General features: G+C 59.1%; 8 protein-coding genes. 7 read left to right on the top strand and 1 reads right to left on the bottom strand.

Annotated features, from left to right (window positions below; genetic code table 11):
• Positions 1-801, top strand: an 801-nt coding sequence (locus AAAC48_RS28735) for an aminotransferase class III-fold pyridoxal phosphate-dependent enzyme (RefSeq protein ID WP_340657451.1), incomplete at its 5' end; no start/stop codon positions are given.
• On the opposite strand, the gene AAAC48_RS28730 is transcribed toward AAAC48_RS28735, so the two are convergent.
• Positions 798-2,012 (bottom strand): ROK family transcriptional regulator, encoded by a 1,215-nt coding sequence (locus tag AAAC48_RS28730; protein WP_340657450.1) that lies wholly within the window; start codon positions 2,010-2,012, stop codon positions 798-800. The genes AAAC48_RS28735 and AAAC48_RS28730 overlap by 4 nt on opposite strands.
• A 208-nt stretch (positions 2,013-2,220) precedes the next feature.
• On the opposite strand from AAAC48_RS28730, the gene AAAC48_RS28725 reads away from it, so the two are divergent.
• The 6 genes from AAAC48_RS28725 to AAAC48_RS28700 all read left to right on the top strand — a co-directional run.
• Positions 2,221-3,459 (top strand): extracellular solute-binding protein, encoded by a 1,239-nt coding sequence (locus AAAC48_RS28725; RefSeq protein ID WP_340657449.1) that lies wholly within the window; start codon positions 2,221-2,223, stop codon positions 3,457-3,459.
• Positions 3,460-3,553: 94 nt separating this feature from the next.
• On the top strand, positions 3,554-4,435 hold the full coding sequence (locus AAAC48_RS28720) for a sugar ABC transporter permease (RefSeq protein WP_340657448.1): 882 nt from the start codon (positions 3,554-3,556) through the stop codon (positions 4,433-4,435).
• Positions 4,435-5,280: a carbohydrate ABC transporter permease gene (locus AAAC48_RS28715; RefSeq protein WP_340657447.1), complete on the top strand. Its 846-nt coding sequence runs from the start codon at positions 4,435-4,437 to the stop codon at positions 5,278-5,280. The genes AAAC48_RS28720 and AAAC48_RS28715 overlap by 1 nt, the downstream gene beginning before the upstream one ends.
• Positions 5,277-6,296 (top strand): aminotransferase, encoded by a 1,020-nt coding sequence (locus AAAC48_RS28710; protein ID WP_340657446.1) that lies wholly within the window; start codon positions 5,277-5,279, stop codon positions 6,294-6,296. Before AAAC48_RS28715 ends, AAAC48_RS28710 begins: the two co-directional genes overlap by 4 nt.
• 4 nt (positions 6,297-6,300) lie before the next feature.
• The gene (locus tag AAAC48_RS28705; protein ID WP_340657445.1) at positions 6,301-7,233 is read left to right on the top strand and encodes a carbohydrate kinase family protein; all 933 of its coding nucleotides are present in this window, start codon (positions 6,301-6,303) and stop codon (positions 7,231-7,233) included.
• The coding region (locus AAAC48_RS28700; protein WP_340657444.1) for an ATP-binding cassette domain-containing protein at positions 7,230-7,426 on the top strand (197 nt) is incomplete at its 3' end. The genes AAAC48_RS28705 and AAAC48_RS28700, both read left to right, overlap by 4 nt.

The raw sequence follows: 7,426 nt of genomic DNA, 5'->3' as shown, positions 1-7,426 counted from the left end.
CATTTGCGCCATACCCATGATCCGGTACGCAATTCCTTCGTCAAGGGACTGCCGGAACATGGCGCCGATCTGGCTGACGATCTCGAACGCCTCGTTGCCCTGCATGGCGCAGAGACAATCGCTGCAGTGATTGTCGAGCCGGTTGCCGGTTCAACTGGCGTGCTTCTGCCGCCGAAAGGCTATCTTGAGCGATTGCGCGCTATCAGCAAGAAGCACGGCATCTTGTTGATTTTTGATGAGGTCATCACCGGTTTCGGCCGTCTCGGCACGCCGTTTGCGGTAGATTATTTTGGCGTCGTGCCCGATCTGGTCACCACGGCCAAGGGTCTGACAAATGGCGCGTTGCCAATGGGTGCAGTTTTCGCCAGCGAGTCCATCTATGATGCGCTGATGAATGGTCCGGAAAGCCAGATTGAGCTCTTCCACGGATATACCTACTCAGGGCATCCGGCCGCCTGTGCCGCAGGTCTGGCAACCTTGGAGATTTACGAGGAAGAAGGCCTGCTGACCCGTGCGGCGGAGCTAGCGAACCATTGGCAGGATGCAATGCACAGCCTGAAGGGTCTTCCCAACATTGTCGATATCCGCACGATCGGTCTGGTCGCCGGTATCGAACTGTCTTCCCGCGCCAATGCAGTTGGCACACGTGGTTACGATATCTTCGTGGATTGCTTCAAGAAGGGTCTTCTCGTTCGCGTCACCGGCGACACTATCGCCCTCTCCCCGCCCTTGATCGTGGAAAAGGAACAGATCGACACCATGGTATCGATGCTGGGCGACGCGATTAAGCGCGCTGTCTAGGACGTCTTGAGAATGGCCGAAAAGCGCGGATCGAAAGTCCGCGCGATCGGCTCGGCCGCCGCCCCCAGCGCAACTGACCAGGGATCAGCGAGCCCCGCCTGAAGCCGTGCTTCGGGATAGCGGCTCGCGCGGTCGGCGATTGATGGGAGCAGCGGCTGAATCTCCGCAACGAGGCGGTCGATCAATGCCCGGGGTGCGCCCCCACACAAAATAATTGTTTGCGGATCGAAGATCGATTCCAAAGCCTGCACTGTCCGGCGTAGCCGCTGGGCGACAGTGCTGATCCACTGCTCGATCTTGGGAGAGCCGCGCACCACGGCATCTGTAATTATGGCGAAAAGCTCAGGTTCCGAGGGATCGAGTTCAAGCAGCTTGCAAAGCGCCGCCATCGAGGCGTAGTGCTCAAGCGGTTCAACATCAGGATCATCACCCGGCACTAGCGCGTGGATCATGCCGATTTCGCCGGCATTGGAATGGGCCCCGCCATAGAGTTCGCCATTGAGGATCAATCCGGTACCGAGACCGTAGCCGAAATAGATACAGATCGCGTGATCGAGCCCATGCGCAGCGCCAAGCAGGCGCTCGGCAGTGGCTGCCGCTGCTGCGTCGTTCTGCAGGGCAACTTCGAGACCGGTCCCCTCGGCAATCCTGTCGATAAGCGGGAAATTCTGCCACGCCGTCATCATCCAGGGATCATCGTAGAGGGTGTTGATGCCGAAAGGCCCGGGCATCGCCACCCCAAGGCCGACAAGTCGGTTTTCTGCGTCCGGTGCCTGTGCCATCAGTGCTTCGCGGGCCTTCCTGACCAGGTCCAGAATGACCAGCACGCCTTCCGCTGGTCCCCCGGGCGGTAGTTTCGCCTCCAACTGAACAAGCACATCACCGACAAGATTGACGATAACCGTACGCGTCACATGGCGGTCGATCTGCAGGCCAATGGCAAAGGCACCTTCCGGCACCAGCTGATAGGGTGTCGCCGGTTGCCCGCGGCCTTTGCGCACGCTCGCCTGCGAGCGCACCAGTCCGTCCAGGGCCAGCTCTTCGATGATGTTGGAAACGGCCTGCGGCGTGAGGCCAGTAGCGCGCGCAAGATCGGCTCGCGACAGCGCGCCATTGACCCGTAAGGCGTCAATCATGATGCGGCGGTTGTGGGCGCTCGCACCTCCCAGATTGGTTCCGCTCTTGGCCCGTATCGATCTTTTTCTGTCCATCCACGACCCCTCTTGACTCCAGAAGAATATTCATCGACAAATAAGTCAAGAGAATTGATTTAATAAAAGACCACAAGAGTCTTTGGGGAACACGAGCACAGGCTGGGCACCAAAAAATGCCCCGGGTCGGTCCTGATAGAAGCTCGGATTGAGACAATGAACCCGGCTCTGCCCACAACGGTCAGAGCCGCCCAAATAGGAGGTAATAATGTTGAAAACCTTGCAGATGACACTACTTGGCGCGACCCTTCTGGGAGCGGCACTGTCATCGCCAGCCCATGCTGAAACCAAGATCAATGCGCTGTTCATGGCCCAGGCCGCCTATAGCGAGGCGGATGTGCGTGCGATGACAGACGCCTTCACCAAGGCCAATCCCGACGTGACCGTCAATCTGGAGTTCGTTCCTTACGAAGGTCTGCACGACAAGACGGTGCTCGCCCAGGGTTCAGGCGGCGGCTATGACGTCGTCCTCTTCGATGTGATCTGGCCGGCCGAATACGCAACCAACAAGGTCCTTGTAGACGTAACCGACAAGGTTACTCCCGAGATGAAGTCCGGTGTACTTCCGGGCGCCTGGACCACGGTCGAATATGATGGCAAGCGCTATGGCATGCCGTGGATCCTCGACACCAAGTATCTGTTCTACAACAAGGAAATTCTGGAAAAGGCCGGTATCAAGACCCCGCCAAAGACCTGGGCCGAACTTTCCGAACAGGCCAAGACGATCAAGGACAAGGGCCTGCTGGCAACGCCGATCGCCTGGAGCTGGTCGCAGGCGGAAGCTGCGATCTGCGATTACACGACACTCGTAAGCGCCTATGGTGGCAGCTTCATAAAGGACGGCAAGCCGGCTTTTCAGACCGGTGGCGGTCTCGATGCGCTCAATTATATGGTCGACAGCTACAAGTCCGGTCTCACCAACCCGAATTCCAAGGAATTCCTGGAAGAGGATGTCCGCCGCGTCTTCCAGAATGGTGAAGCTGCATTCGCCCTCAACTGGACCTACATGTACAACATGGCCAATGATCCGAAGGACAGCAAGGTCGCCGGTAAAGTCGGCGTTGTCCCGGCTCCAGGTGTCGAAGGCAAGAGTACCGTCTCGGCCGTCAACGGATCGATGGGTCTCGGCATCACCTCGACCAGCAAGCATCCGGATGAGGCGTGGAAATACATCACCTTCATGACCTCGCAGGCGACGCAGAACCAGTACGCGAAGCTCAGCCTGCCGATCTGGGCCACGTCCTATGATGATCCAGCCGTATCCAAGGGGCAGGAGGAGCTAATCGCAGCTGCCAAGGTTGGCCTTGCCGCCATGTATCCGCGTCCAACGACACCCAAATATCAGGAACTGTCGACAGCGCTGCAGCAGGCAGTACAGGAATCGCTGCTTGGCCAGGTCAAGCCCGAAGAGGCCTTGAAGACAGCGGCTGAGAACAGCGGTCTTTGACATCAATGTGCGGGCGGTTGGCGTCAATCCTGCCGCCTGCATCTTTCTCAATGATTGATATTACAGGACCGATATTTGTGACAGGCACCTTTTCATGACGAGCACCTGGATCACCACCCGCGCATGGTTTTTGATGCTACCACTCCTGATCGTTATGGTTGCGATCATCGGATGGCCACTGGTCGATACAGTGCGCCTTTCCTTTACTGACGCCAAACTCGTCGGAACTGAGGGCAGTTTCGTCGGTTTCGACAATTATGTAAAAATCCTTTCCGGCTCCAACTTCCAGCGAACCCTCGTCACCACATTCTGGTTTGCGGTCCTGTCAGTTGCTTTGGAGATGGTGATCGGGGTCCTTGCGGCGCTGCTGCTCAATCAGCAATTCTATGGCCGCTCGGTTTTGCGCGCGCTAATGATCCTGCCGTGGGCGCTGCCAACGGTGGTCAATGCCACACTGTGGCGGCTGATCTACAATCCCGAATATGGCGCGCTCAATGCAGCTTTGATGCGGGTGGGCCTTATCGATGCCTACCGCTCCTGGCTGGGTGAACCCGGAACAGCGCTCGCTTCGCTGATTATTGCCGACTGCTGGAAGAATTTCCCGCTCGTCGCGCTCATAGCATTGGCCGCTCTGCAGGCAGTCCCGCGCGATATCACCGCCGCTTCGATGGTGGATGGCGCCGGCGCCTGGTCGCGCTTCCGCTTTGTCATCATGCCCTATCTTGCCGGGCCATTGATGGTGGCGCTTGTCTTGCGCACGATCGAAGCATTTAAAGTATTCGACATCATCTGGGTGATGACCCGGGGCGGCCCGGCCAACAGCACGCGGACATTGTCGATCCTCGTCTATCAGGAGGCCTTTTCCTTTCAGCGAGCGGGCTCCGGCGCGTCACTGGCGCTCGTCGTCACGCTGCTGGTGACGGTGCTCGCGGTCGCCTACGCCGCTCTGATTCGCAAAAGCGCAGGAGCCTCATAATGGAACGGCGCAGTCTCACCGCATCGATACTCGTCCATGTTGCCGCACTGCTACTTTTGGTGGTCATCCTCGCGCCGGTGGTGTGGCTGTTCGTCATGAGCATTTCCTCCACACCGGATCTTATCGCAAAGCCTCTGCACTGGTGGCCGGATACAATCGATTTGTCGCGCTACGGCATCCTGCTGTCATCAGCGGTCAACAGCGCCGGACAGGCTTTCGTCGCCTCGCTGTTCAACAGCCTAAAGGTCGCCGGGATGGCAACGATCGCCGCCTTGATCGTTGCCATCCCTTCCGCCTGGGCCGTTTCGCGTACGCCCTCGGTTGGCTGGTCGCTTTATGCAGTCATCGCCACCTATATGCTGCCGCCGGTTGCACTGGCCGTGCCGCTCTATATGGCGCTTTCCTGGATAGGGCTTCTCAACAATGTCTTCGGCCTGGCGTTGGTGTACCTTACCATCCTCGCCCCGTTCACCACCTGGCTGCTGAAATCTGGCTTCGACTCGATCCCGCGCGAAATCGAGAGCGCCGCTACAATGGATGGCGCACGGCTCGACCAGATCCTGCGGTTGATCACTCTACCGCTCTCCGCCCCGGTCATGGCGACGGCTGCTCTGTTTGCCTTCCTGCTCGCCTGGGACGAATTCTTCTATGCCCTGCTTTTCACCTCGGACCAGCGGGCGAAAACCCTGACCGTGGCGATCGCCGATCTCGCCGGCGGACGTGTTTCGGACTACGGACTGATTGCCACAGCGGGTGTGCTGGCCGCCCTGCCCCCGCTGTTTATTGGCCTGTTTATGCAGCGTGCCCTGATCTCGGGCCTGACCAGTGGCGGCGTCAAGGGATGAGCATGACTACCCAAATCAAATCCGCTGGTCTTGTCGCGATCGAAAAGGAAATGGAGCGTCAGAATGCTGATGCCATTGCCTCCTTCGAAGCAGCTGCACCGCTCGCCGCAACCATCGCGCAATCCCTGCGCAGAAACGGTTGTCTCCTCTTGCTTGGCATGGGTGGTTCGCATGCGGTTGGCCGCGCCGTCGAGCCTCTCTATCGCAGCCTCGGCATCGACGCTGTTGCCCTGCCGCTGTCCGAGCAGCTCGGCCAACCACTCAATTTGATCGGCAAAACCGTTCTCGTTACCTCGCAGTCGGGCGAAAGCGCCGAAGTGCTGCGCTGGTTCGCCGAGGCTGATGTGCCTGCCCATACATTCGGTCTGACGCTCGAGGGCGGCTCCAACCTCGCCCGCACCGTGCCGTCGCTGATTGGCGCCGGGGGAACCGAGAACGCCTTCGCCGCGACGCGCAGCCTGACCGTGAGCTTTGCCCTGCACCTTGCTATACTCAACGCTCTTGGCGAAGATCCATCCGCGGCGCTCGCCATATTGAACTTAAGACACAAACCGAATGTCGATGCTGCCGTCGCAGCGCTTTCAGGTGTATCGGCGGCCGTCACCTCCGGGCGCCGCATGCAGGGTGTCGCCGAAGCAATAGCGCTCGGCCTGAGCGAACTCTCCCGCATACCCTGCTTCTCCCTGGAGGGCGGTCAACTTCGCCACGGTCCGATGGAGATGCTTGGACCAAAGGTCGGCGTCGTATTATTCCGCGCCAAAGATCCTACTTCCGAGCTTGTCGATCGCATGGCGATCTCGGCGCTGGAGGCCGGTTCGCCGGTCGTGGTCTTCGATGCATCGGGTGAGGAACCTATTGAAGGCACAGCAACGATCGATGCCGGTGTGGCAAGCAACATTGCCGCAGTCTTTGCTCTCCTCCCGGCGGCGCAGCACTTCATGCTTGGCTTTGCCGGTGCGCGCGTTGACGATGTCGGAACGCCCGTACGTTCCACCAAGATCACGCGGAGCGAGTGAGATCATGCGTCCCCTTGCCGTCATCGGAAATGTCAATGTCGATCTCATCCTTGGCCCGGCCGATCCCTGGCCCACACCTGGTACCGAGATCATGGTCGACTATGACGAATTGCGCGTGGGTGGTTCGGCGGGCAATGCTGCATTGACCTGGGAAGGGCTTGGCCTTGATTTCCAGATCGCCGCCAATGTCGGCAATGACCAGTTCGGTGAATGGCTGCGGGAAGGTTTCGGCGCGCGCGCATCACGCTGGCCGGTCGAACCTGTAGGCACCACCCTTTCCGTCGGCATTACACACCCGAATGGTGAGCGTACATTCTTTACCACCCGAGGTCATATTGGAGCGCTGTCCTGGCCCGAGGTCATCGCCATGCTTGATACGAAGCACCTGAAAGGCGGCATAGCGATCCTGTGCGGATCCTTCCTGACCGATGCGCTGGTTGCGCAGTATGACGAATTGTTCGACTGGGCCGATGCGAATAATATCCAGATTGCCCTCGATACCGGCTGGCCTATTGACGGCTGGACAGATGCCAATCGCGAGAAAACCCGTGACTGGCTATCGCGCTGTCACCTGGCCCTGTTCAACGAGGTCGAGACGACGCGCCTTGCCAACAGTGTCGAACCCGCCGAAGCCGCGCGTAAGCTCAAGGCACTGATGCCAAAGAATGCAATCGTTGTGGTCAAGCGTGGCCCTGACGGCGCTTTGGCGATGGGCCCGGAGGGTGAACTGGTCTCGGTCCCCGCTCCCCTTGTTTCGGTTGCCGATACGATCGGCGCCGGAGATGTGTTCAATGCCGCTTTTCTTGCAGCGCTCGCAAGCGGCCAGACTCTCGAACCAAGCCTGAAGGCCGGTGTCCGCGTTGCTTCAATGGCTATATCAACCGTTCCGCGCCGCTATGACGGCCATTTGCAATCCCCATCGGAGGAAGCTCCATGAGCGCCCTTGAGCTTGTCAATATCCGCAAACGCTATGGCAACGTCGAAACGCTGAAAGGTATCGATCTGTCGCTGGCAAGCGGCGAGTTCCTGGTGCTGCTCGGCTCGTCTGGCTGCGGCAAGTCGACCTTGCTCAACATCATCGCCGGTCTCGCCGAGGCGACTGAGGGTGATGTGCGCATTGGTGACCGCTC

It is taken from the genome of Phyllobacterium sp., assembly GCF_037994405.1.
In the GTDB taxonomy this organism is placed as follows: Bacteria; Pseudomonadota; Alphaproteobacteria; order Rhizobiales; family Rhizobiaceae; genus Phyllobacterium.
The sequence above is the reverse complement of the archived record's forward strand: the minus strand, read 5'-3'. Positions and strand labels throughout refer to the sequence as shown.